The sequence below is a fragment of the Altererythrobacter xiamenensis genome, assembly GCF_900177715.1.
GTDB lineage: Bacteria > Pseudomonadota > Alphaproteobacteria > Sphingomonadales > Sphingomonadaceae > Erythrobacter > Erythrobacter xiamenensis.
The window spans coordinates 151,838-175,380 of the sequence record NZ_FXWG01000003.1; the positions used below are offsets into that span (position 1 = coordinate 151,838).

23 protein-coding genes and 1 tRNA gene are annotated in these 23,543 nt (G+C 61.5%); 9 read left to right on the top strand and 15 right to left on the bottom strand.

Features of this window, described 5'->3' with window-relative positions:
* Window positions 1-39 precede the first annotated feature (39 nt).
* Complete coding sequence (locus CCE89_RS11275) at window positions 40-795, bottom strand: SDR family oxidoreductase (RefSeq protein WP_086438785.1); 756 nt, start codon at window positions 793-795, stop codon at window positions 40-42.
* Between the two features lie 217 nt (window positions 796-1,012).
* Between CCE89_RS11275 and CCE89_RS11280 the strand changes: the two genes are divergently transcribed.
* Window positions 1,013-2,620, top strand: coding sequence for an MBL fold metallo-hydrolase (locus CCE89_RS11280; protein ID WP_234990057.1), 1,608 nt, complete (start codon window positions 1,013-1,015; stop codon window positions 2,618-2,620).
* A gap of 3 nt (window positions 2,621-2,623) precedes the next feature.
* On the opposite strand, the gene CCE89_RS11285 is transcribed toward CCE89_RS11280, so the two are convergent.
* Genes CCE89_RS11285 through CCE89_RS11295 form a run of 3 tightly spaced genes read right to left on the bottom strand, consistent with a single transcriptional unit; the run spans window position 2,624 to window position 5,333 of the window.
* On the bottom strand, window positions 2,624-3,289 hold the full coding sequence (locus CCE89_RS11285) for a phosphoribosyltransferase (RefSeq protein ID WP_086438191.1): 666 nt from the start codon (window positions 3,287-3,289) through the stop codon (window positions 2,624-2,626).
* Window positions 3,286-3,963 carry a dienelactone hydrolase family protein gene (locus CCE89_RS11290; protein WP_234990058.1) on the bottom strand — a complete coding sequence of 226 codons (678 nt, stop codon included), beginning with the start codon at window positions 3,961-3,963 and terminating at the stop codon, window positions 3,286-3,288. Before CCE89_RS11290 ends, CCE89_RS11285 begins: the two co-directional genes overlap by 4 nt.
* Window positions 3,945-5,333, bottom strand: a complete 1,389-nt coding sequence (locus CCE89_RS11295; protein ID WP_086438193.1) for an erythromycin esterase family protein — start codon at window positions 5,331-5,333, stop codon at window positions 3,945-3,947. Before CCE89_RS11295 ends, CCE89_RS11290 begins: the two co-directional genes overlap by 19 nt.
* 593 nt (window positions 5,334-5,926) lie before the next feature.
* Here CCE89_RS11295 and CCE89_RS11300 point away from each other — a divergent pair.
* Together CCE89_RS11300 and CCE89_RS11305 are read left to right on the top strand one after the other, a co-directional pair.
* On the top strand, window positions 5,927-6,553 hold the full coding sequence (locus CCE89_RS11300; RefSeq protein WP_143256031.1) for a Crp/Fnr family transcriptional regulator: 627 nt from the start codon (window positions 5,927-5,929) through the stop codon (window positions 6,551-6,553).
* A gap of 77 nt (window positions 6,554-6,630) precedes the next feature.
* On the top strand, window positions 6,631-7,002 hold the full coding sequence (locus CCE89_RS11305; RefSeq protein WP_086438195.1) for a hypothetical protein: 372 nt from the start codon (window positions 6,631-6,633) through the stop codon (window positions 7,000-7,002).
* Here the strand turns inward: CCE89_RS11305 and CCE89_RS11310 are convergent.
* Window positions 6,999-7,658: a response regulator transcription factor gene (locus tag CCE89_RS11310; protein WP_234990059.1), complete on the bottom strand. Its 660-nt coding sequence runs from the start codon at window positions 7,656-7,658 to the stop codon at window positions 6,999-7,001. The two genes, CCE89_RS11305 and CCE89_RS11310, sit on opposite strands and share 4 nt — an antisense overlap.
* Window positions 7,651-8,790: a sensor histidine kinase gene (locus tag CCE89_RS11315; protein ID WP_234990060.1), complete on the bottom strand. Its 1,140-nt coding sequence runs from the start codon at window positions 8,788-8,790 to the stop codon at window positions 7,651-7,653. The genes CCE89_RS11310 and CCE89_RS11315 overlap by 8 nt, the downstream gene beginning before the upstream one ends.
* 137 nt (window positions 8,791-8,927) lie before the next feature.
* On the opposite strand from CCE89_RS11315, the gene CCE89_RS11320 reads away from it, so the two are divergent.
* Complete coding sequence (locus tag CCE89_RS11320) at window positions 8,928-10,151, top strand: L,D-transpeptidase family protein (RefSeq protein ID WP_159456650.1); 1,224 nt, start codon at window positions 8,928-8,930, stop codon at window positions 10,149-10,151.
* 105 nt (window positions 10,152-10,256) lie between these two features.
* A complete protein-coding gene (locus tag CCE89_RS11325) occupies window positions 10,257-10,757 on the top strand; it encodes an Hsp20/alpha crystallin family protein (RefSeq protein WP_086438199.1) in 501 nt (166 codons plus the stop codon).
* A 210-nt stretch (window positions 10,758-10,967) separates the two neighbouring features.
* Here the strand turns inward: CCE89_RS11325 and CCE89_RS11330 are convergent, their stop codons facing one another.
* From CCE89_RS11330 to CCE89_RS11345, 5 genes are all read right to left on the bottom strand, one after another.
* The gene (locus CCE89_RS11330; protein WP_086438200.1) at window positions 10,968-12,125 is read right to left on the bottom strand and encodes an efflux RND transporter periplasmic adaptor subunit; all 1,158 of its coding nucleotides are present in this window, start codon (window positions 12,123-12,125) and stop codon (window positions 10,968-10,970) included.
* Window positions 12,125-12,787, bottom strand: coding sequence for an ABC transporter permease (locus tag CCE89_RS15470; RefSeq protein ID WP_234990061.1), 663 nt, complete (start codon window positions 12,785-12,787; stop codon window positions 12,125-12,127). Before CCE89_RS15470 ends, CCE89_RS11330 begins: the two co-directional genes overlap by 1 nt.
* A 60-nt stretch (window positions 12,788-12,847) precedes the next feature.
* Entirely contained in the window at window positions 12,848-14,488 is a 1,641-nt protein-coding gene (locus CCE89_RS11335; protein ID WP_234990062.1) for an ABC transporter permease, read from the bottom strand.
* Window positions 14,485-15,216, bottom strand: coding sequence for an ABC transporter ATP-binding protein (locus tag CCE89_RS11340; protein ID WP_086438201.1), 732 nt, complete (start codon window positions 15,214-15,216; stop codon window positions 14,485-14,487). Before CCE89_RS11340 ends, CCE89_RS11335 begins: the two co-directional genes overlap by 4 nt.
* A gap of 349 nt (window positions 15,217-15,565) precedes the next feature.
* A tRNA-Pro gene (locus tag CCE89_RS11345) sits at window positions 15,566-15,642 on the bottom strand.
* Between the two features lie 224 nt (window positions 15,643-15,866).
* On the opposite strand from CCE89_RS11345, the gene yajC reads away from it, so the two are divergent.
* Genes yajC through secF form a run of 3 tightly spaced genes read left to right on the top strand, consistent with a single transcriptional unit; the run spans window position 15,867 to window position 18,836 of the window.
* Window positions 15,867-16,187, top strand: coding sequence for a preprotein translocase subunit YajC (gene yajC, locus CCE89_RS11350; RefSeq protein ID WP_086438202.1), 321 nt, complete (start codon window positions 15,867-15,869; stop codon window positions 16,185-16,187).
* A gap of 57 nt (window positions 16,188-16,244) precedes the next feature.
* Window positions 16,245-17,843, top strand: coding sequence for a protein translocase subunit SecD (secD, locus tag CCE89_RS11355; RefSeq protein WP_086438203.1), 1,599 nt, complete (start codon window positions 16,245-16,247; stop codon window positions 17,841-17,843).
* A 15-nt stretch (window positions 17,844-17,858) separates the two neighbouring features.
* Entirely contained in the window at window positions 17,859-18,836 is a 978-nt protein-coding gene (secF, locus tag CCE89_RS11360; RefSeq protein ID WP_086438204.1) for a protein translocase subunit SecF, read from the top strand.
* 16 nt (window positions 18,837-18,852) lie between these two features.
* On the opposite strand, the gene CCE89_RS11365 is transcribed toward secF, so the two are convergent.
* A complete protein-coding gene (locus tag CCE89_RS11365) occupies window positions 18,853-20,040 on the bottom strand; it encodes a glycosyltransferase (protein WP_086438205.1) in 1,188 nt (395 codons plus the stop codon).
* On the bottom strand, window positions 20,037-20,609 hold the full coding sequence (locus CCE89_RS11370) for a helix-turn-helix domain-containing protein (RefSeq protein WP_086438206.1): 573 nt from the start codon (window positions 20,607-20,609) through the stop codon (window positions 20,037-20,039). Before CCE89_RS11370 ends, CCE89_RS11365 begins: the two co-directional genes overlap by 4 nt.
* A gap of 96 nt (window positions 20,610-20,705) precedes the next feature.
* Between CCE89_RS11370 and CCE89_RS11375 the strand changes: the two genes are divergently transcribed.
* Complete coding sequence (locus tag CCE89_RS11375) at window positions 20,706-21,179, top strand: DUF6456 domain-containing protein (RefSeq protein WP_086438207.1); 474 nt, start codon at window positions 20,706-20,708, stop codon at window positions 21,177-21,179.
* Here the strand turns inward: CCE89_RS11375 and CCE89_RS11380 are convergent.
* Both CCE89_RS11380 and CCE89_RS11385 read right to left on the bottom strand, forming a co-directional pair.
* Entirely contained in the window at window positions 21,164-21,736 is a 573-nt protein-coding gene (locus CCE89_RS11380) for a uracil-DNA glycosylase family protein (protein ID WP_086438208.1), read from the bottom strand. The two genes, CCE89_RS11375 and CCE89_RS11380, sit on opposite strands and share 16 nt — an antisense overlap.
* Window positions 21,733-23,538, bottom strand: coding sequence for an ABC-F family ATP-binding cassette domain-containing protein (locus CCE89_RS11385; protein ID WP_086438209.1), 1,806 nt, complete (start codon window positions 23,536-23,538; stop codon window positions 21,733-21,735). Before CCE89_RS11385 ends, CCE89_RS11380 begins: the two co-directional genes overlap by 4 nt.
* Window positions 23,539-23,543: the final 5 nt, after the last annotated feature.

Consider the following 23,543-nt stretch of genomic DNA (forward strand, 5'->3'; position numbering starts at 1 on the left):
GGTCGTGCAATGGCTCCCGCAGCATGCCAGAGATCTGATCTAGTCTTTCGGTTCGAGCGGCAATACCTGTCCGGTCACCGCCCCGCCATCGATCACGAACTCGCTGCCTGTCGAAAAGCTCGCATCGGTCAGCAGGAAAACTACCATGCGCGCGACTTCTTCTGGCTCGCCGAAGCGCGGTATCGGCTGGCTGGCAACCACCTCATCAGACATACCTTCGGTCATCGGGGTGCGAATAGGACCGGGGTGAAGCGAGATGACGCGAATCGCATCGGGCGCGAGATCGAGCGCGGCCGCCTTCGTCAGTCCGCGAACGCCCCATTTGCTTGCGACATAGGCGGCGAGCCCGCCGTAGCCCTGCAATCCTGCGGTCGAAGAGGTATTGACGATTACGCCTCCTCCCGCACGCCTGAGAGCCGGGACGGCCGCCCTCATTCCGAGAAAGATTCCCGTAAGATTTACGTCGATCACGCGGCGAAATCCTTCCGGCGTGCAATCTGCGACACTGCCCAGGGAGAGGATACCTGCGTTGTTGAACAGTGCGTTGAGCTGGCCAAATGCCTTCTCGGCTTCGTCAACTGCAGCCTGCCACTCACTCGCGTTGGTGACGTCGAGCCTGCGGTAGAGAACGTTTGCTCCAAGTTCGTCGGCCAGCGCGCGTCCCTCCTCGTCGAGGATGTCGGTGATCATCACCCTCGCGCCAGCCTTGGCCAAGGTTTGAGCAGCCGCCGCACCGATACCGCGCGCGCCGCCGGTCAAAATAACGCGCAAATCCTTGCTCTGTATTCCGGTCATGCTGCGTGCCTCCTCCTTTCCGGATTTGAGCACCAGCATATCCTGGCAGGCTAGGCGGCTTTATCGGTAAAGCTACGGAGTCCTGCGCGATCGACGATCTTAGGTTCCAAACTTCGCCAAGTCGCTTCGACGGGATCGGCCAGCGCGCAACAGATTGTATTCCGCTGACGCGATTGCTGGTAATGTGATTTTCGAGCCGATTTGCTGAGGAACATGCATGAGTGAAAAGCAGCTGAATCTGCGATTTCATGGTGCCGCCGGGACGGTAACAGGTTCCTGCATGGAGTTTTCGCTCGGACAAAGCCGGGTTCTGGTCGATTGCGGGATGTTTCAGGGGAGCCGTTCGCTCGAGCATCTGAACATCGATGACTTCGCATTCGATCCTAGCCAGATCGATGCCGTCATTCTGACGCATGCGCATATCGATCACAGCGGGATGCTTCCCAAGTTGGTAAAAGGGGGCTTTACCGGGCCGATCTGGTGCACGCTGCCGACCAGTGATCTCCTCGAGCACATGCTGGCGGATTCCGGCAGGATCCAGGAATATGAGGCCGAACGGCGCAACCGTCGGCGCGACCGGGCGGGCGAAGAGCCGTTCGTCCCGGTCTACACCAGCAGCGATGCGATGGAGGCATGGCAGCAATGCCGCCCGATCCAACTCGAGGAAGCTTTTGAGCCCGCCCCAGGGTTCCACGCCCGCCTATGGAACGCCGGACATATTCTGGGATCTGCGTCGGTCGAACTTAATGCGGGCGGCGTCCGCGTCATTTGCTCAGGCGATCTCGGCCCCGAAAACAAGGCCTTCCATCTGGATCCCGAGGGACCATCCGGTTTCGACTTTGTCGTCTGCGAGGCCACCTATGGTGATCGCCAGCGCGAACGCGTGACCATCGCCGAGCGGCGAAAACTGCTGCAGTCCGAAGTGGAGGCGGCAATTACGCGCGGCGGCAATCTGGTCATTCCGGCCTTTGCCCTCGAACGGACGCAGGAATTGCTGCTCGACCTGCATCACCTGATGTGTTCCGGCGCGATACCCGATGTTTCGGTCTTCATAGATTCGCCGCTGGCCAATCGCGTGACGGAGGTCTTCGAGCGGCACGCATCCGAACTGGAAGACACTGGCAAGGTGAACATTTTCGATCACCCTTCCTTTCATTTCGTCACCGATGTCTCGCAATCGATAAGTCTCAATTCCGTATCAGGAGCGGTCATTCTCGCCGCATCGGGCATGTGCGAGGGAGGCCGCATCAGGCACCACCTGATCCACAATCTTCATCGCAGGGATTCGACCGTACTGTTCGTCGGCTTCCAGGCTCAAGGGACCTTGGGGCGCGTTATCATGGAAGGTGCCGAAAGGGTCAGGATCAGCGGCAATGACGTGCGCGTCCGGGCACAGATCAGGCGCATCGACAGCTATTCCGCCCATGCCGATCAGACCGAGCTGCTCGACTGGATTGACGAACGCTCTCCGATTTCGGGGAGCCTGTTTCTCGATCACGGTGAGCCTTCGGCACTTGAAGCCATGCGCCGGGAGCTGCAGCGTCGCAATCCCGGTCTCAACGTACGTCTGCCACAGATTGGAGAGCTTTATGCTCTTGCGCCGAAGGAGCAGGCTGCGCGCCTTGAGACGGGCAGAACCGATCTGGCCGAAGCGCTCGGCCGCGATTGGCAGAACACCTATGCCGATTTCGCGACATCGCTGAAGGCGGAACTGGCGAAGCTGCGGAGCGATCGCCAGCGGGAAGAAGCGCTCACGAAGATGCGGCATGTGCTGGAAACCTATAACGCGCACATGGCATCAAGGAACGGAAAGTCCGGAGAATAGCGTTTAGCGCTCGTTTGCTTCCGACCAGGTCCTGGCATCCGCCAGAAGAGAAACGACTTCGGCGTCGCTGGTCTGATCGAAATCGCTGTAATGCGCACCGACGGCATAAAACGGGTCGGGCGTGCTCAGGCAAACGATATCGTCGCTCAGCTTCTCGAGCTCCTGAAGTGCGGATTTCGGCGCAACCGGCACGGCTAGGACGATCCGTGACGCCTCCGACTTGCGCAGGGCCTTGAGCGCCGCCCGCACCGTGCCGCCTGTGGCAATGCCATCGTCGACCAGAATGACATTCCGGCCCCTCGGCGAATGCGAAAGGCCCGATCCATAGGCCGCACGCCTGCGTTCGACTTCGGCCAATTGGCGCTGCACTTCGCCTTCGATGTATTGAGAAGTGGCACCGACCATCCGCGCGATATTTTCGTTGATCACGACTTGCGGCGATGCGCCATCCACCAGGGCACCGATCCCGTATTCCTCGTGACCGGGCGCGCCGATCTTGCGCACCAATAGAATGTCGAGAGGCGCATCGAGCGCGCGAGCGACTTCGTATCCCAGGGGAACCCCGCCGCGCGGCAGGGCAAAGATAATCGGGTCTTCGATGCCGAGTGATGCGACCGCCCTGGCCAGTTCGCGGCCCGCTTCTCGCCTATTGGCAAATTGCCTGTTCACGCCTGCTCTCCTTCCAGGTGGTCGAGGAACCAGCCAATCGCCAGCCTTACCACCTCGTCCAGCGTTCCCGGCTCTTCGAACAGATGGCCCGCCCCCGGAACGATGGCCATGCGCTTTTCGCAGTGCATGGCCTCGGCAGCATCGCGATTGAGATCGATGACCAACCCGTCGAGGCTGCCGACGATCAGCAGAGTTGGCGCCTCGACTGTTGCCAGCGCAGCAGCACCGGCGAGGTCGGGCCTTCCCCCGCGTGAGACGATGGCGGCGATCCTGTCGTCCCCTGCCGCGGCCCTGATTGCGGCGCCGCCGCCGGTGCTTGCCCCGAAATATGCAGGGCGCAAGGCTGCGGTCGCCTCGGACGTGGCGGTCCAATCGACCGCCATACGAAGCCTAGAGGCGAGAAGGGCGATGTCGAAAACGTTGCGGCGGTCCCGTTCTTCGACTGGGTTGAGAAGGTCGAGAAGCAGCGTTGCAAGCCCGGCTTCGCGCAGCCGTTGCGCCACGTAATTGTTGCGTGGGCTCAATCTGCCGCTGCCACTGCCATGCGCAAAGATCACGATCCCCTTCGCCGCATGGGGTATGCCGAGAAACGCACGCAGGTCGAGCGCGCCGCCGAGCGTGACCTCGCTGCATCCGGGTGGCGGCGTGACCGCGTTCATAGCCCGAAGGGCCATGTTTCCGGCGCGCCATGCGGCCGCTCCCGCCCGAGCGGCGTAACGGCTCGGCTTTCCTCGAACCAGACATAGGCATCGAACTGGTCGGCTAGTACGGCTTCAAAATAGTGGCTCGTGAGTTCCGACTGCGGCCGGTAGACGACGCCGATCGCCCGCTCGAGCAAGACAGCGGAAAGAGCGGCAACAAGTTCGCTATCCTTGCGGGCGCGCCAGTCCGTGAGCGATCGGCTGAGACCGGTCAGTCGGAAAGCCCCCTCCCAACTGTCATCGCGTGCGGAGCGGACCGCCATGATCTCCATTTCCGCGCCCCAGTCAGAAGCGGCGGCAACAGTCCCGCGGTCGGTGCCGAAGCCGATCAGGACCGCCTGGTCACCGTAGGACTTGCGAACAAGTTCACCGATATTGAACTCTCCCTGCCAGCCCATCGCAGTCGCGGATGCATTGCCGATATGCGAGTTATGCGCCCAGACGACTGCGCGCGCGTCCTTATGATGCGCTATGAGCTGCTGGAGCGTTTCGAACATGTGCCTGTCGCGCAGGTTCCAGCTTTCGGCCGCCCCCCAGTACATCGCGCGATAGTATCGCTCCGCAGCGCGCACGATGCGGGCATTCTGTTCGGCGTCGAAATAGCTATCGCCATCCTGCGCGATCCATTCCATCCGTCGTTTGAGCAATTCGTCGAGCTGCGAAACGATGGCGTCCTCGCACTTTGACACCCCCTCATATTTTACAGCGCGCCCATAGTTCTGGGGTTCATCCTGCCACGGCGTCAGGCAACTGTAGCGCCTGCGCGCCTCATGAGCTTCGGCGGGGGAGTGCTCATCGAGATAGGAGATGACCGAATGTATTGATTGTCTGAGGCTATAGACATCGAGCCCGCGCATGGAGACGCGCTGGTCCTGAGGTCGGTCTTCATTGTGGCGACGCAGCCAGTCGGCAAAGGCCAGCACTTCTTCATTGCGCCACATCCATGTCGGGAAACGGGCGAATGGCTCACCGCTCCGGGGACGCGCCGCTCCGTGCCGGACATATTCATCGATACGCGCGATATCCGGCCAATCGCCTTCGACAGCAACGATGTTGAACCCGTGCTTTTCGATCAGGCGTCGGGTGATTTGCGCTCTTGCGGCGTAGAACTCATGCGTTCCGTGTGTCGCCTCGCCAAGCAAGACGATGCGTGCATCGCCATATCGGTCGAACTCCCGGCCAAAATCGGGATGGTCCGGTGAGGGGATGGTCACCGAGCCAGCGCGAAGCGCGGCAGGCAGGTCTGCCCTGATTTTTCGAATGGGGTGATGTGCGGTCACGTCTGCCTCCCCTCCCAACGGACTGTCGGCCTCGCCCAAAGCCAATGCTGCCTGCAGGCGCATCGGCGCCGAGATTTCGAGCAGTATCGGGATTTCCAGGCGGCGGTGAATTGATCGACGTCAACGCCGAGGTGAGGGCGCGCGAATGTTCGACTTTCAAGGCAACTGCTGGCGAGAGTGGCATCCCCGTTCGACCGGATACGTATAATCCCTCATTTTGTGAAACGCTCGCGCTTGCAAGAAGGGCGCTGCGACCCGAAGGCCAAGAGATTGGCTTAACGCTTGAGGCGGCAGGAAACTGCCGCCTCTTTCTTGTAACGGACGTGTCGCGACGTCGTCCATCGGAGGCGGGAGAACCTCGGCGAAATCGTCTTGATTTCTTTTGCTGGAATCAGTCGGTCCGCGACAACCTGAACTACTACTCCTGTCTGTCGACCAGTTTCATATTCCGGTTACCGCGGACCTATCTGGATGGGTCGTCGTTTCCTTGCGGTTACTCGCCAACCAGCAAATGTCTTTTGCCACGAAACGCCTGATGCATCTTGACGATCATCAAGGGCGGACACCGAAATGTCGATCTAAGTACATTCACCGATGCCGCGGCAAGGAAGTTTGAGTCATCGTCGACTCCCTTTGACGACTTTGGCAAGGCAGCGATGTACCAGACCCCTGACATTCTGGCGGAGCGGCGCGCGATCGGGATACCGGCACGGGCGCATGAAACACTATTCATCAAGGGCGAACCGAGCTCCTGCCTTTTTGAAGTGAGGCGCGGGGTTGCGCGCGCGGTGCATTATTCGGCCGAGGGTGACCGGCAGGTGATGGCATTCTTCTTCCCCGGTGATGTCCTCGGCCTCCCGCTGACACGTCGGCATCGATATTCTGCCGAAGCGGCAAGCGACATGATCTTCACCAGATTGCCGTCGCGGGACTGCCAGCCCGGCAATTCTTTTCCCGCAACCCGCGATACCACCGTATCGCGGGCGATCTGGCAGGAGGAAAAATCCTTCATGACCCGTGGTCTCATTATCGGGCGCGTCGGCTATCTCGCGCGGGTCGCGGCCTTCGTGAATTACGTGGCGAAACATTTGCCAATGACAGACGAAACGCTGGAGTTTCCTATCCCGCGCGGGGACATCGCATCTTATCTCGCGACCTCGCCGGAAACGATCTGCCGGACCCTGCGCCAGCTTCGCGAAATGCAAATCATCGCGATGCCGCGGCTCGATAGGCTTCAGGTCAAGGACCCGTCGCGCCTGGCGCAGATCGCGGGAGGTCCATAACCAATCTCGGAAAAGCGTGTGAGCGCATAACGTAAATTGATAGGCCCCGGATCGGGCCGGAAGAAAAAGCTACGGCCATGCCCTGGACACTGGTCAGACTGGAGTTGGGACCGACGGAAGAGTTTCCGCAGGGTTCGGCTGCCCGTGCGTTCTGCCTTCGCATACCGATCGACATCGATGGACGCATCGAAGCGGATCTCCATGCGAACGCTCCGTTGCACGCGACAGCAAGATGCTTCTGGCCCAATCGGCCCGACCTGACCGGCTATGTGGTCCGCAAGCGAGATGGGTGGCAGATGAAGTGGAGAAACCCCTCCGCAGCGACTTCGGCAGACTGCTGGTTCGACAATGCTATATTCGCCGAGAACGCAATGCTAAAGATCCACGGTATCGCCCGTTCGGCAACGCCTTTTCTGGTCAAGACAATCAGGCGCGGTCAGCAACTCTAGGTCCGGCCTGGCTCCGAACCACCCGGCTGCTGCTCGATTGGCCTGACCTCACCCACATCTGCTGCGAAGGCAATGCGGAGCAGGTCCGAGAGGTTGGAGACATCGAGCTTTTTCATGACATTGGCGCGGTGTATCTCGACCGTACGAGGGCTGATGCCGAGGTCGTATCCGATGGTCTTGTTTGGATGCCCTTTGACCAATCCTTCCAGCACTTCGTACTCACGCGGCGTCAGCGCGTTGATCAGCACCTGTGCATCTGCGCGGTGCTGCCTCCTCGCATCATTGTGGTCGAGCCGATCGAAGGCTTCGCTGATCGCGCCGAGCATCTCTTCCTTGGCGAACGGTTTCTCGATGAAGTCGATCGCTCCGGCCTTCATCGCCTTCACCGCTACGTCGATATCGCCATGGCCCGTCATCACCACGACCGGAAAGGGGAGACCGAGCTGGCGCATTTCTTCCTGCACCTCCAGCCCGGTCATCTCCGGCATCTGGATGTCGAGCAGGACGCAGCCCGGGTCGAGCATCCGTGATTCCTTCAGGAAATCGGTGCCATTCTCGAACGACTCGACCGTATAACCCGAGGTCTTGAGCATAAAGCCGACCGATCGCCGGACGTCGTCGTCATCATCGACGAGATAGACGGGATATTCAGTCACTCTCTTCTCCGATTTGAGCAAGCGGCAGGGTGAAATGGAAAGCTGTTCCGCCAAAGTCCGAGGGTTCGACCCATATCTTGCCGTCATGGGCGGTGATGATGTCGTGACAGATCGATAACCCGATACCCATGCCGCCGGGCTTGGTGCTGTTGAAAGGGTGGAAAAGGCGATCGGCGACCTGCGGCTCGAGTCCCGGACCGCTGTCAGAAACGCTGACGTGAACGAAGCTTTCGTCATACCGAGAGCTTGAGACGCTGAGCTGTTTGTGATCGACTTCGCGCATCGCTTCGAGTGCATTGCGGAGCAGGTTGAGTATCACCTGCTGCACCTGGATTGGATCGACCAGCACTGCGTCCACCGAGTCATCGAGCGCGGTCTCGAAATCCACGCCCCGACCATCGCCATTCATCAGTGCAAGCGCAGAAGCCTCCTGCGTTAGTCGGCGCAAGCTGGCGATCTGCCTTTCGGTATCTCCGCGAGAGATGAAATCACGCAAGCGGTGCACGATCTTTCCGGCGCGAATGGCCTGCTCTGCGCAGTGCTCCATGGCCTCGCGGGCGAGCGCGAGATCCTCCGCCTTCGGCTCGTCGAGCAGGTCGCGCGCGGCATTCGCGTAATTCGCGACCGCGGTGAGAGGCTGGTTGAGTTCGTGCGCGAGCGAAGTGGCGAGACTTCCCATCGAGGAGATGCGCGAAACATGGGCAAGGTCGGCCTGGAGTCCGTGCAATTCCCGCTCGGTCTGCTGTTTTTCCGTCAGGTCGCGGATGAAGCCGATGAAACCCTGCGTCCCGTCGATCTTCACCTCTCCGATCGAGAGGTTGATCGGGAAGGTGTTGCCATTGCGGTGCCTGGCCGTCGTGATACGACCGATGCCGATTATGCGCTTTTCCGCAGTTGCGAGATAGTGGCGGATGTAGCCGTCATGATTTTCGCGGTCGGGCGATGGCATCAGCATGCTGACATTTTCGCCGAGCACTTCTGCTTCGTCGAAGCCGAACATCGCTTCGGCACCTCGACTGAAAGAGCGGATGGCACCAGCTTGATCGATAAGTACCATCGCGTCGGGCACAGTATCGATAAGTGCATGAAGCTCCTCCTCTTTCCTCCCGGAAAGAAAAGGCTTGGTTCTCACTTGTTCTTTCGCCCTGCCGTCCATCCCGCTTGCCGATGAGTCGTGCTTCTGTACGCCGACGTAGCACATCTATACGTTGGTTTACGCATTTGATGCATTTGTCAGATTGGACAGCATGCCCGAAGGGGGACAGTTCGATGATCAAACGTGTTGGCGCCTTTTTGCTCGCAATCGCGATCGGCATTGCCGGCCCGGCTCAGGCGGCACCCACTTGGACGCGCGATCAGGCGGGACAGCTTTTCAATTGGCTCGAACGTGCCCCGGAAGAAGGGATCGACTTGCCCGAGGAGACCATCGCGCGGTTTCGCAGCGCCATTCGTGGAGACGATCCGGAAAAGCTCGATGAAGCGGCACAAACGGCCGCGCTCAAGCTGTTGCAGGCCTGGCATGGTCGCTGCTGTGGAATGAACCAACCTCAATGGTGGCACATCGACAGGGGCGCTGACGATGATGAACTGCGCGCCGGACTCGAAGCGGCTGTGCGAAACGACACCCTTGGGGCATATCTGCTTTCAGCCAGACCAAGGCACTCGCATTATGACGCACTGGTTCAACAGTACGGGCAGGAAACAAGGACGGACCGGCGCGCGATTATCGCCGCAAACCTCGCCCGTTGGCGCTGGATGCCGAGCGAACTGGGCCAGCGCTATCTGCTCGTCAATATCGCCTCCCAGAACCTTACGCTGTGGGATAGCGGTAGGGTTACCGGGCGTTGGCGCGTCATCATCGGGAAGCCTGCAACGAAGACGCCGGTATTCACCACGCACGTGACAGGGGTGGTGATCAATCCCTGGTGGGAAATCCCCTCCAGCATTGCGGCAGAGGGGATCGCCAGCTTCGTACGGCGCAATCCCGCGGCTGCTCGCGCTCGCGGCTATGTCTATCAGAACGGACGGTACCGACAGATGCCAGGCGACAATAATGCACTGGGAAGGATGAAGCTGGTCATGCCCAATCCCTACAGCGTGTTCCTCCACGATACCTCAAACCGCGAGTTGTTCGGTGAGGAACGGCGCGCATTCAGCCATGGCTGCATCCGCGTTGATCGCGCACTGTCGTTCGCCGCAACCTTGCTGGCCCGCGATGGCTGGGACATGGCGCAGGTCGATGACGTGGTGGCGAGCGGCAAGACCCGCACCATAGATCTGTCGGACCATATCCCGCTCTATGTCACCTATTTCACGGTCGAGCCCGCACCATCGGGGAATATCTGTTTCCTGGAGGATCTCTACGGACGCGACCCGGTAAAGCTCGATCGCACCGCCACCGATGCGACGTCAGGCGGGGATGATCCGCTGTTCCTGTCTGCAGCGACCGTTCCCGGCGCCAGCATGGGCGCGCAGGATTATTGCGAGATCTGACCGCGCGTTTCAGGGGGCTGGCTTACGGAGGTTTGCGTATCCAGATCGGTAGGCTGGGCGGCTAACATTGCTACCTCAAACGCCACCCCGAATGGAGTCAAGCAAATGGCCGATGAAACCCTCCTTGCCGCACGCCCACGCCAGCAGACCGGGCTCTCCGATTACCTGCGCGAACCCTTCAGCAGGCTGCGCGGCGAGATGGACCGGATGTTCGACGAGTTTCCTCCCCGCTTCCCCGTCGCGCAATTCGGAACGCGTTATCTCGCCTCGCTTCCGATGCCCGCGCTCGAAATGACCGAAACGGAGAAGGAGTATCGCATATCCGTCGAAGCCCCCGGTGTAGCGGCAAGCGATATCGATCTGTCGGTCGAGAAGGACATGCTCGTCCTCAAGGGTGAAAAGAAGGAAGAACGCGAAGAGAAGGAGCGCAACTACAGCGTTTCCGAAAGGAGCTATGGCGCGTTCGAGCGGCGCATTTCGCTTCCTTCCGACGCCGTGACGAGCAAGATCAGCGCGACGAGCGATAAGGGCGTGATCAAGATCGTGATCCCACGCGACGGGAAGGCTCAGCCGGAAAAACGCACTATCGAGATCAAGCAGTCCTGATCCGCCCCTTGGCTCTCCCACCGGCTGTCCCCGATTTGAGCCGGTCGAGAGCCGGATAGCCCGCGACCCGGCTATCCGAGACGCTATCCCGGTCCGCACACCGTCCGCGGACCGGGATAGCTCCTTTCATTTGGCGAAGACAGTCATCCGCGCGCCGTCAGATCCATCATATCTTGGGCGATTGCCGGGCTATTGAGTTCGCTGGTTCGCCTAGTCGCGAGGCGTGACTCGCATCCCGTCTTCCAGCGACGTATCGGGATTGACGATGACCTGCGCGCCTTCATCGAGGCCCGAGGTTACTTCTGCATATTTGTCATTGACGTGATCCAGTCCGACAGTCGTTAGGCGTGCGCGACCTGCCTCGATGGCAAATAGCTGCCATTCGCCATCCGGCCCGCGGAACAAAGCGCCGATGGGCACGCGCAAAGCATCGTCAGCTCGCCATAATTCGATGGTCGCATCGACCTGGTAGCCATGGCCGAGCCGCGCGGCGTCGCGGGCGGATTTGCCACTGAAACCGATGATTACGTTGACCCGCTGTTCCTCAATTCCCAGGGCAGAAATCTTCAGCCTGCCAAATGGTTCGATGCGCTCGACTTTCCCCACCAGCGGATCGGGGCCGCCCCACTGGGTTATCGTAACCCTGTCGCCCGGCTTGACCCTTACCGCCTCGCGCGAAAGCAGATCGACCACCACTTCGATCGTATCCGGATTTCCCAGCGTCACCAATGGTGTGCCTTCTGCGAATACTCCCTCACTTTCGCTGATGACCGTGAAAACCTCTCCACTGGCAGGCGCTCGTACGGGCACCGGTGCGCCGCTCGCAGAACCATCCGGACTGGCCAGTTGCGATTGCAGGCGGGCAATCTCGGCGCGCGCCTGAGCACGGGCCGAACGGTCGGTGGCGACACGTGTTCGCGCTGCTTCGAGCTGAGCCCGGGGAAGAAAGCCGCGCTCTGACAGTTCTTCTGCCCGAGCGAGATCGCGCTGCGACTGGTCAAGAGAGGCGCTTGCGCCCGCCTCGGCGGCTCTGGCCGCAGCAAGCGCGGCGCGCAGCTCGTCACCCGTGCGTTTGTCGAGCGGGCTCGACGGTCGACCCGTCATCCGGGTGATGAGCGCCCCGCGGCTGACCTTGTCCCCCGGTTCGAGCTCCACACGGGTAAGGTAGCCTGTAACGGGCGCAGAGACGACGTAGAATTCGTCGGCGCGGGTCACACCGTCATCGGTCACCGCCACTATCATCTCGCCCCGGGTCACTTCGCCCGTGTCGACAATCTTCGCTTCCGGCCAAAGGGCATAGGCGAGCCCTGCCACGAGCAGCGCTGCAATGAGGAGGGCCCAGCGCCAGTTCTTGAGGATCCTGCCCATCAGTCGCGCGACTTCAGCACCCGCACCATGTCGAGCTTCACTACACGGCGCGACACAACAAGGGCGGTGGCGATCGCCGCGGCAAGGACCACGATTACCGAATAGGCATAGGTCGCGTTCGAAGGAGCAAACGGAAGACGGAAGAGATCAGAACTGAACATCGTGATCATGATCTGTGCAAGCCAGTAACCCGCAACCAGTCCGAAAGGCACAGCAATCGCCACCAGCAAGGCGATCTCGCCGATCAGCACAACCGCGACCTCGATCCGATGATAGCCCAGAACGCGCAATGTCGCCAATTCGTGCGCGCGTTCGGAAAACAGGATCCGCGCGCTGTTGTATACGACGCCCACTGTAATTGCGGAGGCGAAGCCGATGTAGAACACGATCATGGTGTTGATGTTTTCGTCGATCATCTCGGTGAAGCGCTCCATCTCGAGATTGCGATCACCGATACTGAGTACGGCAGGCATCGACTTGAGCGCCCTGAGAAGATGTTCACGTTCCGCGGGATCGATAGCAAGAAGGGCCGCACTTACGGGTGCGCCATCCCTGGCGAGACTTTCGATCGTTCGTGTCGGCGCATAAGCACTCGCCCCGATGAACTCGTCGACAATCGCGCCGACCGGCAACATCTCTTCGGTCCGGCGGCCACCCAGCATCTGGACCCGAACGGAATCGCCGCTTTCGACCTCCAGCTGGTCGGCCAGCTGTCGACTGAGCTAGAGACCGCCTGGTGGCATTTCAACGAGGTTTCCGGCCTCGTCGATGCGCGCGGTGAGCTGCGCATCCGGCGCGCTAGATTGCAATGCGGTACGTTCGTGGCGGTTGCCGTAGCTCATCTCGACGCTGAGCGCCCTTTGCGGTTCGACCCGCAGGACGCCGGGCAGTTGCGCCAAGGCATAAAGGACGTCTTCATTGCGCGCCTCGGTGAAGGTCACCGACAGGTCATAACGCTGCGCACGGAAGAAGTAGGATTCGAGCATGAAGCGGCTCGCATCGATGAACTGCAGGGTCGCGAACAGCAGTCCCATCGAAAGCGCGACGCCGCTTACCGTGATCGCGGAGCGGCCAGGCCAGCGCGCGATATGCCGCACGATCATGTGACCGATCGCAGTGAACCCGGCGCGCGCTCCCAGCCGCTCTGCTACCCCGGCGCGATAAACCGGTGGCGGAGGCGGTGACATGGCAACCGCCGGGGTCAGTCGGGCGGCATTCAAGACGCCGCTGAGCGAACCCAGAGCCGCTGATCCCATCGCCAGAGCAAAGGCGCCAGCGAACACCACCGGGGAGAAATCGAAGCGCAGGAAGGGAAAGTGGTAATACTGGCCGTAAAGCTCGGTCATCGCCCGACCCATCCAGATGCCGGCCACGGCACCGATGATCGTTGCGACGATCGCAATCGCGAGCGCGAACTTGAGGAAATGCCAGGCGATCGCCCAATCTGTGTAACCGAAAGCCTTGAGCAAGCCGATTTGCGCGCGCTGGGTGCGGATCATCCGGCCCAGCACGACATAAACCAGGAAAGTCGAGACCAGCAGGAAAACTGGCGGGATGACTTTCACCATGGCGTCCAACTGGTCGAGCTCGTTCTGAAGAAACATGTTGCTCGGATGATCTTCGCGGCCATAGGCCCCCGTTCCGCCGAAGGGCGCGAGGATCGCATCCACCGCCCGAATTACGTCTGCTTCCGAAGCGCCCCGCCGCAGCTTGACCGAAAGCGCGTTGATCGCCTCTGTCCGGTCGGTCGCCGCCTCAAGAGCTTCCTCGCCCATCCAGAAAACGCCGAAGCGCGTATCGTCCGGAATGATGTCTCCGGGAGCAAGCGCATTGACGTAATTGGGTGCGAGGCCGATGCCGACAATCTTGAGGCGAAGTTTGCTGCCATAGACGATTGCGTCGATCTGATCCCCAGGGCCGACCGAATTGGCGATCGCGAAAGCTTCATCGACGACCACTTCACCCGGTTGCCCGGGCGATGGCATTCGACCCGATTTCAGCACCACTCGGTTGAGACGGTCGCGCCCGTATTCGTCGACCGATTGCAGAAGCGCGCGAACCGCTTCGACCCGATCGGGAATATCCAGTATCGCATACTGCAGGATCGAACCTTGCGCCTGCTGAACCCCGTCGATCTGCTTCACTCGCTCCACGATACTGCGGGGTGCCCGCGTCATGTTCGCGAAGACGTCGCCGAAACTGTACTGGGCGTAATAGGCATCGCGCGTTTCCGACAGCGAGCGGTGGACGCCAGCCGATAGGATGAAGGTGGCAGAGGCAGCCGCCAGCACGATCGCAATCGCAAAGGCTTGCCCGCGCATATGCCAAAGATCGCGCACCAGCTTGAGGTCGAGCGCCTTCACCAGCTGATCTCCGCCGGTTTGATCTTGCTGCTGTTGCTCTCTATCCGCGCGATCTGCCCGTCGAGGAAATGGAAAACCCGGTCCGCCATCGCTGCGATCCCGGCATTGTGGGTGATGATGAGCAGGGTCGTTTCGAGCTCTCGATTGGCCGCTTCCAGGGTTTCGAGCACGCGCACCCCGGTCTGGCTGTCGAGCGCGCCGGTGGGCTCATCGCAGAGCAGCACGCCGGGCTGCTTGGCTATGGCGCGCGCGACGGCCACCCGCTGCTGCTCGCCGCCCGAAAGCTGCGCCGGGAAATGGTGGCGGCGCTCCGCTAGCCCGACCCGCGCCAGCGCCTCTTCAGGCTCCATCGGATTTTCGGCGATATCGGTGACGAGCCGCACGTTCTCTTCCGCCGTGAGGCTGGGAATGAGATTGTAGAACTGAAAGATGAAACCGATCTGGGCCCGGCGGAAACGCGTGAGCTCGCGTTCGTTCAGCGCGGTCAGCTCGGTGTCGGCATAATGCAGCGTACCAGCCGTCGGTCGGTCCAACCCGCCAACGATATTGAGCCAGGTCGACTTGCCACTGCCCGAGGGGCCAAGGAGTACGAGTATCTCGCCCTTGCGGATGTCGAAATCGACTCCGCGCAGCGCATGAACTTCGGTCGCGCCTGTGACATAGGTTTTACGTAGGTCCCGGCCCGAAAAGGCGCGGTGATTGTCCCCCAAGTCCTCCGCAGTCTGCATTTTCCGGTCATAGCAGGCCTAAATGCGACGAACCTACGTAAATTCCCGCATTGCCCTTGTGCCTGGAAAAGCCGCCAAAGCCGCGCTCTGGAAACGTTAGCGCAGTCACCTCTGGCTGACAGGACCACAGCGCGCGCTCAGGGCGTTCTGAAATGAGACTTCCGGTAGGGGACTGTTCGCAACCGGCCCATTTCCTGCAAAAGAATCGTGAATGAGCTTATGCAAATCCGCAATTCTCGAAGAGACAATCGTGGCGGATTGATGCAGGTGAGATTGACCCGCGCGCTTGCCAGGTGATCACTCGCTCAGAAAGCGGCAAGGTCAAACCGTAGTAAGTGCTTGAAACCACTGGTCGGGATGACTGGATTCGAACCAGCGACCCCCACACCCCCAGTATGGTGCGCTACCAGACTGCGCTACATCCCGATCCAGTGGAGGGCGGCCCTATAGGATGGGCACCGGGACGTTGCAAGCGGCGAAACGCGCCTGTTGCGCTATCGCAACTTCTCAGGCCGAGCGCGATTGTGGTGGACTTGCAATGCTGCTAGGCGCGCCCAATTAGCGACCGGGGAACGGTGCGGCGTGCCAACAGGTGTGTCCGATCCAGGCCCTGGACGGGTTCATATTCAAATCTGACAGGCTTTATCTCAATGTTCGATATTCTCGCCGCAGCAGCCAGCGCCGATGCGCCGCCCGCATGGATCCAGTGGGCACCGATCGTCGGCATGATCGTGATTTTCTGGTTCCTGATCATTCGCCCGCAGATGAAGCGGCAGAAGGAACACCAGGAAAAGATCGGCGGGCTGAAGAAAGGCGACCAGGTGGTCACTGCCGGCGGTCTGGTCGGCAAGGTCATCAAGGTCGATGACAGCTATGCCGAACTCGAACTCGCGCAGGGCGTGCGGGTGAAGGCGGTCAAGAGCACGATCGGCGATATCATCCCGCCCGGTGGCAGCGCCGCGAACGACTGAACCCAACCACTCAGGCGCTCGACAGACAGCCGGATACGAACGGACTAGACGCGAAAAATGCTCGATTTTCCGACATGGAAGAAGATTTGGCTCTGGGGGCTGACGGCGCTTGCCGTGCTCGCAGCCATTCCTTCGCTTTTCTCTGCGGCCAATATCTCATGGCCCGATACGCTCCCCGATCCCGAGGTAAACCTCGGCCTCGACCTTGCCGGCGGCAGCCACATCCTGCTCGAGGCACAGGCCAGCCAGGTCGCGGCGCAGCGGCTCGAGAACATGGAAGAATCGGTCCGCTCGCTCATGCGCAATGCAGAGCCTCGCATTCGTATCGGCGATGTTTCGACTTCGGATGGGCGGATGAGCTTCATGCTCGACGATCCCGCCGATGTGGATCGCGCGCGCGAAATTCTGCTGCCGATCGTCAATGGCACCGGCCTGACCCGCGAATGGGACCTTGCTTTGGTGGACGATCAGCGCATCGTTCTGACCCCGACCGAAGACGGTCTCGAACAGGCGGTCAGCGATGCGATGGACAGCGCGACCGAGGTGGTCCGCAAGCGTATCGACAGCCTCGGGACGCGCGAGCCCACGATCATCCGCCAGGGCGATACGCGTATCGTGGTGCAGGTTCCCGGGCTTCAGGACCCCGACCAGCTCAAGGAACTGCTCGGCCAGACTGCCAAGCTCGAGTTCAAGCTGGTCGATGAAGACGCGCTTCCGAGCGATGTCGCCGAAGGACGCGCGCCGCTTGGCAGCGAGATTTTCCCCTATTCCGAAACCTCCGACTTTCCCGGCCAGTTCGTGGCGGTGGAACGGCTCGGCGGCATACGCGGCGACAGCCTCACCAATGCGCAGGCCGGTATCGATCCGCAAACCAACGAGTCGGTGGTCAACATCACCTTCGACCAGCAGGGCGGAGCCAAGTTCGCGACGCTCAGCACGGAAAATGTGGGCAAGAGCTTTGCCATTATCCTCGATGGCAAGGTGATTTCGTCACCGTATTTCCGCGAGCCGATTCTTGGCGGAAGCGCCCAGATTTCGGGCGGCTTTACGGCTGAAACCGCCAACAATCTCGCGATTTCGCTGCGGTCGGGCGCGCTCCCGGTCGACCTCACCGTAATCGAGGAACGCACGGTCGGGCCGGACCTCGGCGCGGATTCGATCAAGCGCGGCATGCTCGCCATGTTGATCGGTTCGGTCGCGGTGATCGTGCTGATGATCGCGAGTTATGGCCGCTTCGGCATCTATGCGACCATCGCGCTGGTCATCAACGTGCTGATGATCCTGGGGATTATGGCTGGCCTCAATACGACGCTGACTTTGCCCGGCATCGCCGGCTTCGTGTTGACGATCGGTGCGGCGGTCGACGCGAACGTGCTGATCAACGAACGAATACGCGAGGAGCGAAAGCGCGGGCGACGCGTCGTGGCTGCGGTCGAGAATGGCTACAAGGAAGCCAGCCGCGCGATCTACGATGCGAACATCACCAATCTGATCGCCGGCGCGCTGCTTTTCATCTTCGGCTCTGGCCCGGTGCGCGGTTTTGCCGTCGTGCTCGTGATCGGCCTGTTCACCAGCGTCTTCACCGCCGTCGTCCTGACCCGCATGTGGGTCGCCGGATGGCTGCGCAAGACGCGCCCCAACGATATCAATCTGTAAGAGGAGGCGAGACCAATGCGACTTCTGAAACTCGTCCCCGACGATACGAACATCAAGTTCCTCAAATGGCGCATGCCGTTTTTCATCGTCAGTATTCTGCTGATCGTTGGCAGCTGGGCTTTGGTGATGACCAAGGGCATCAACTACGGCGTCGACTTCGCGGGTGGCCAGGAAGTGCGGCTCACCTTCGAACAGCGCGAAGAAGCGCCGATCCCGCAACTGCGCGAGATCGTGAGCGGGTTGGGCTACGGCACGCCGGTCGTGCAGGAATTCGGCGAACCCAACCAGGTTTCGATCCGAGTGCGCTTGCCTGAAGAGGCGGAAGCCACTCCGGGCGCTGCGACCGAGATCGGCAACCGGGTCATTTCGACCATTGAGAGCGAATATCCCGGCGTACGCAGGGACGGCAACGATACCGTTTCGGGCAAGGTAGCGGGGGAATTCCGCAATGATGCGGTGCTGGCGCTGATCGCCGCGATGTTCGCGGTCGCTATCTACATCTGGATCAGGTTCGAATGGCAATTCGGCGTCGGTGGCCTATTCGCGCTATTCCACGATGTGTCGCTGACATTGGGCATGTTCGCGTTGTTCCAGCTCGAGTTCAGTCTTCAGATCATCGCCGCTATTCTGGCTATCATCGGCTATTCGCTGAACGATACGATCGTCGTCTATGACCGCATTCGCGAGAACCTGAAGCGTTTCCGCAAGATGCCGCTGCCCGAATTGCTCGATCTGTCGGTCAACGAAACGCTGGCGCGGACGGTGATGACCTCACTGACGCTGCTGGTTGCGCTTATCCCGCTGCTGTTGTTCGGCCCTGCCAGCCTGTTCGGCCTTACCGCGGCGATTACGCTCGGTATTTTCGTCGGTACGTACAGCTCGGTCTACATGGCCGCCCCGCTGCTGGTCTGGATGGGCGTCACGTCCGACAGTTTCGTTCCGGATGAATCGGTAACAGAGAAGCAGGAAAAAATCGCACGCGGCGAAGCCTGATGGCATGGGGGTCGGGCTAGGCGTCCGGCCCCGCCAGCTTCTCGAAATGCTCGGCCAGTTCGGCTGCGTTGTTCGCCCAGCTGAATCGCTCCACATTGGCTGCGACTTCGGCGGGCGAGGGCTTGTCCGCGAGTATTGCGCGGACTGCCTTTACGACAGGATCAATGTCCCTCGGCACCAGTCGCCCTGCGCTCTTGTCACGGATCAGTTCGCGCGCGCCGCCGACGTCGCAAGTCACCACCGGCGTCCCGCAGGCGAGCGCTTCGACCCATGCGTTGGCCAGGCCTTCGCTGCGCGTCGGCAGGACCATGACATCGGCTGCCGAGAGAATCACCGGCAGCAAGTCATGGTCGATCGAGCCGGCGAAATAGACGCGGTCCGCGACGCCGATATCCTCGGCCAGCCGCCTGAGATGCGCCTCGTCCTGACCTTTGCCGACGAGGATCAGGCGGGCTTCCTGCAGGCTGGCGAGGGCGCCTATTGCCAGATCCTGACCCTTGCGCTCGATCAGCGCGCCCACCGTGGCGAGGAGGGGGGCGCTGTCCGGCATGACGAAGCCCAATTCCCGGCCAAGCTGTTTGCGGAGGCCGGTGTGATCGAGGGGGCGGAAACGGTCGCGGTCGAGCCCTGTATAGTGGATCGTGATTTTCTCGCGCGGGATGCCAAGCTTGCCCATCTGCCGGGCAAGGTCCTCTGAAACGGCAAGCAGCCCGCTTGCACGCTGGGCTGCGTCGAGCATCTGTTCGCGGGCGAAGTCCTTCGCGCCCCAGAACACGATGTCCGCGCCGCGCGCCTTGATCGAGAACGGGATGCCCAACTCGTCGGCAATGGCCGCGATAGCTGGGCCATCGGGGTAGAAGAACTGCGCGTCGAGCAGGTCGATCGGCTCACGCTCGTGAATCTCGCGGATGAGGGGCAGCGCGGCTTTCGCAATTGCGCCCGCGTTCATGCGCGCGCCCAGCTTGGGCACCAAGGTGAAGCGAGGACGATGGACCGTGAGGCCGTGTTCCTCGGCGACCGGCGGCAGTTTCGCAAGCGGGCGATACCGGCCGAGCGCAAGCGGCGGGATACCGATCGGATTGACGACCGTCACCTTCCAGTCGCCTCGCACCGCCAGCGCCTCCAGTGAACGCGCAACGAAGGTACCGAAGCGCGGATTCGCCTCGTTCGGATAAAGCGTCGAAAGCGAAAGGACGTGCTTCAAAGCCGTCGCACCAGCATTTCCGCCACTGCAATCCATGCGGGGCTTTCGACCACCTGCTGTTTCTGACCGCTGCCGGGCGGGAGGATGCCGACGAAATCGCCCTGCCGGTCGATCAGCCGCCCGAAATAGAACCGCCCGCCAGCCCGCGGGACCAGCACATCGCGGTTGATGGCATGGGGCGCGTCCTCGGGCGCGATCTGGCGCAGGTAGAGCATGTCGCCGGGCCGGAACTCGCCCACGCTTTCCTCGACCGTCAGCACGGTAAGCGATCCTTCGCCGGCGATGTCGGCGGGCATGATCGCCTCGCGGGGGCTGTCGAGCGCTTCGGGGCCGGCATTGCGGAGCCGCGCGACGACCATGGGCGCTTCGCTTTTTTCGGAGCGAACCAGCATTTCCGGATCGACCTCGAGCGCAGCGGCGATGCGGTCCATCCACTTGATGGAGAGGTTTCGCATGCCGGTTTCGAGCCGGCCGATCGTCTGTGCGGTGGTCGGGGGAGTGCAGGCGTCGGCAAGCTCTGCCAGCGTCCAGCCCTTTTCCTTGCGAATATCGCGGATGCGGTTGATCATCGCCGAGCTCCTCTAACCCAATTGGTTATTTTTCTTTCCTACAGCCATGCAGCGCTTGCAAGTGGCTGGGACGATTCATGCACAGGAGGACAGCCAATGCAGCGCAAACTGGTCGAACGCGAACTCACCGAAGAGGGGCCGCGCCGCGGATCGAGCGCCCGGGGCAAGCGCCGCACGGTGACGATCAATATCGCGGAATCGCCGCTCAGCTGGCTGCATGCGCGCGGCCATATCGATGACCGGCTGTTCGATGCAGGCGAGCGTTTGCGGATGGATTACGAGCGCGCGCAATTGGGGGCGAATGTCACGATGCGCTGGGATCCGGTGCGGGTGAAATCAACCGGCGACCTTGGACTCTCCGCAAGCGAGCGGCAGATCGCCGCGAAGGAGCGCTTCCACGCTGCGCTCGATCAGGCGGGCAAGGGGCTGAGGGACGTGCTGTGGCGCGTCGTCTGCGCCTGCGAAAGCCTGTCCGATGCGGAAAAATCGCTCGGCTGGCCGGCGAGGAGCGGCAAGCTGGTGCTCAAGTTGGCGCTCGACCGGGTGGCGGATTTCTACCGGATCGCTTGAGCCACAGCGGCGCGTAGTTCGGGCAGAACCTCGGCCTCGAACCAGGGGTTCTTTCCCATCCAGATGCGACTGCGCCATGCCGGGTGGGGCAGGGGGATGACGGGCGCGAACTCGTGCCAGCGGCGCACGCGCTCGGTCATGGAAAGCTTGCGCGTCTCCGGCAGGTAATGCGCCTGCGCATAGGCACCGACGAGCAGCGTCAGCCGGTCTGCGGGCAGGGTTTCGAGGACGCGGTCATGCCAGGCTGGCGCACACTCCTTGCGCGGTGGCATGTCCCCGCCCGACGCCTTGCCCGGATAGCAGAAGCCCATCGGGACGAGGGCGACCTGAGCAGGATCATACATCTGTTCCTTGTTGAGACCGGTCCAGTCGCGCAGCCGGTCTCCGCTGTCATCGTCCCACGGAATGCCGCTCGCATGGACCTTCGATCCCGGCGCCTGCCCGATGATCAGGATGCGGCTGGTGGCTGAAAAGCTTACGACCGGGCGCGGGCCGTGGGGGAGGTGGTCTGCGCAAATCCTGCAGGCACTGATCTGTCGGAGAAGGTCTTCGCTCACCCCTCGACCTGTTCGGCAAGCATCAGCCAGCGTTCCTCGGCCTCGTCCTTTTCAGAGCGGGCGTTTTCCAGCCCCTTGGTGATATTGGCGAACTTCTGCGGGTCGCTGGTGTAGAGATCAGGGTCCGCCAGCAGTTTTTCGCCGCGCGCGATGGCGGCTTCGAGCTCCTCGATCCGAGCGGGCAGTTGCTCGTAATCGCGCTGATCCTTGTAGGACAGCTTGGCGGACTTGGGAGCGGGGGGTGGGGGCGCTGAAGGCTCGGCAGAAGACTTGTCCGCCTTTTCCTTCTTCGGCGCGGGCGTGCGGCGTTTCGCTTCCCAGTCCTCGTAACCGCCAGCAACGATGTCGACTTTGCCCGATCCATCGAGGCCGAGCGTGATCGTGACTGTCCGGTCGAGGAAGTCGCGGTCGTGGCTGACGATCAGCACCGTGCCGTCGAAATCGGCGATGACTTCCTGCAGCAGGTCGAGCGTTTCGAGGTCGAGATCGTTGGTCGGCTCGTCCAACACCAGCAGGTTTGCGGTGCGCGCGAATTCACGCGCCAGCAGCAGGCGCGAACGTTCGCCGCCTGACAGCGTGCCGACCTTGGTGTCGACGATCTTGGGATCGAACAGGAACTCCTTGAGGTAGCCCTGCACGTGCTTGCGCTGACCCTGTACATCGATCCAGTCACCGCCTTCGGCCAGCACGTCGCGCACGGTCTTGTCCGCGCCCAGCATCTGGCGCTGCTGATCGATCATGATGCCCGATAGCTTTTGGGAGATCGTCACCGTGCCAGTGTCGGGCTCGATCTCGCCGGTCAGCAGTTTGAGCAGCGTGGTTTTGCCCGCGCCATTGGCTCCGACGAGGCCGATCCGGTCGCCGCGCTGGATGCGGAGCGAGAAATCCTTGATGATCGCGCGGTCATCATAACTTTTGCCGACTTTCTCCGCGACAATTACTGACTTCGACTTGAACTCTTCGTCATTGGCGAGCTTGAGCTTGGCGCTGCCGGCGGTCGATATCATCGCAGCACGGGCGGCGCGCATCTGGTGCAGCTTCTCGAGCCTGCCCTGGTTGCGCTTGCGCCGAGCGGTGACGCCGCGCTCCAGCCAGTGGGCCTCGATCTTCAGTTTCGCGTCGAGCTTTTCGGCGGCGCGCGCTTCCTCGGCATAGACCTGTTCTTCCCAGGCCTCGTATCCGCCGAAGCCGACTTCCTTGCGGCGGATAATCCCGCGGTCGAGCCACAGCGTCGCGCGGGTCAGTCGCTTCAGGAAAGTCCGGTCGTGGCTGATGGTGATGAAGGCGCCCTTGTAGCGGTTGAGCCAGTCTTCCAGCCAGTCGATCGCGCCGAGATCGAGATGGTTGGTCGGCTCATCGAGCAGCAAGAGGTCGGGCTCCTGCGCCAGTGCCCGGGCAATGGCAGCGCGGCGTTTCTCGCCGCCGCTCGCGGTCGAGGCATCGGTCGTCATGTCGATGCCGAGCTGGCCTGCGATCGCTTCGACTTCATGCGGGGCAGGGGCATGATCGCCTCCCAGCGCGAAATCCATCAGCGTCGCATGGCCGGAGAAATCGGGCTCCTGCTCGAGGAATACGATGCGCGTGTTCGGCTTGATCTTGCGAATGCCCTGATCGGCCTCGATCCGGTTATCGATCAGCTTGAGCAGCGTCGTCTTGCCCGCGCCATTGCGCCCGATCAGCGCCAGCCGGTCGCGCGGGCCGATATGCAGATCGATGTTCTCGCGGTCAGGGCCGCCCAGCAGCCAGCGCCCGCCTTGCTGCAGGCCAAGGCCTTCCCAGGAGAGGATCGGAGGTTGCGCCATAGCCG